1 protein-coding gene is annotated in these 858 nt (G+C 54.7%); it reads right to left on the reverse strand.

What is annotated here, in order from left to right:
- Nucleotides 1-370: siderophore-interacting protein (locus AB4Z23_RS27295; protein WP_441361159.1), on the reverse strand; the 370-nt coding region annotated here is incomplete at its 3' end.
- Nucleotides 371-858: the final 488 nt, after the last annotated feature.

Raw genomic sequence — 858 nt, forward strand, 5'->3', positions numbered from 1 at the left:
CGGTTGCATTGCGGGTTTTGCCGAATGATTCATGCCAGAAAACCGCGACATTTCCCCCAGCCGGAAGTTCGACGCGGTCCTCAACGGTGGGAATTTCGACGTGCGCAATAACAGTGCGATCGTGTGGCAACTCTTCCACGATCCGACTTATCGCCGGCAGGGCAGTGTAGTCACCGATTAGGAGAATTGCACCTTGACAAGGCGGATCAAAGCGCGAACGAGGCAGGTAGATTTCTATTGCATCGCCAACACAGGCCCGTTGAGCCCATTCAGTAGCGATACCGACGTCATGCTTGACAAAATCGACCGTGAGGCAGCGATTGTCCGTGTCCCATCGCCGTACGGTGAAATAACGACCCGTAGTCGTCATGTCCGGCTTTGTGAATGACAACCAGATAAATTCGTCGGGTGCATCTGTGCTGCAAAAATGCGCTAGATCCTCTCCACCAAGCACTATACGCACCATTGACGGGGTCAGGCACACTCGCGACAAAACAGTCGCCCGCATTGACTCTGTACTCAACGGTTTATCCCCACGCTGTGTTTTGAAGTGCCCTCGAGACGACTTGCGAACTTCGGAAATCCATAGGGTATGGACAGAACACTTGGATTGCAGGCGACCCACACCGCCAGTGGATCGTCGAGCGGGACGTATCCACCATTCACGACCGGAGAGCACCGTTTGAACAGCGAATTCCCCTCGAGTTCCAGCCGCGCACCCGGCGGGAACCATAAGATCAAGAGATCGGTCTCTATGGTATCCAGCAACTCCAGACTGACGCTGGCGCCGATCTTCCGTCTTGTCGAAGACGCGAAAGACAAGACACTCGGCGCAATCCGTAAGCCGAGTTCCAATAG

It is taken from the genome of Agrobacterium sp. MCAB5, from assembly GCF_052114365.1.
Lineage (GTDB): Bacteria > Pseudomonadota > Alphaproteobacteria > Rhizobiales > Rhizobiaceae > Agrobacterium > Agrobacterium tumefaciens.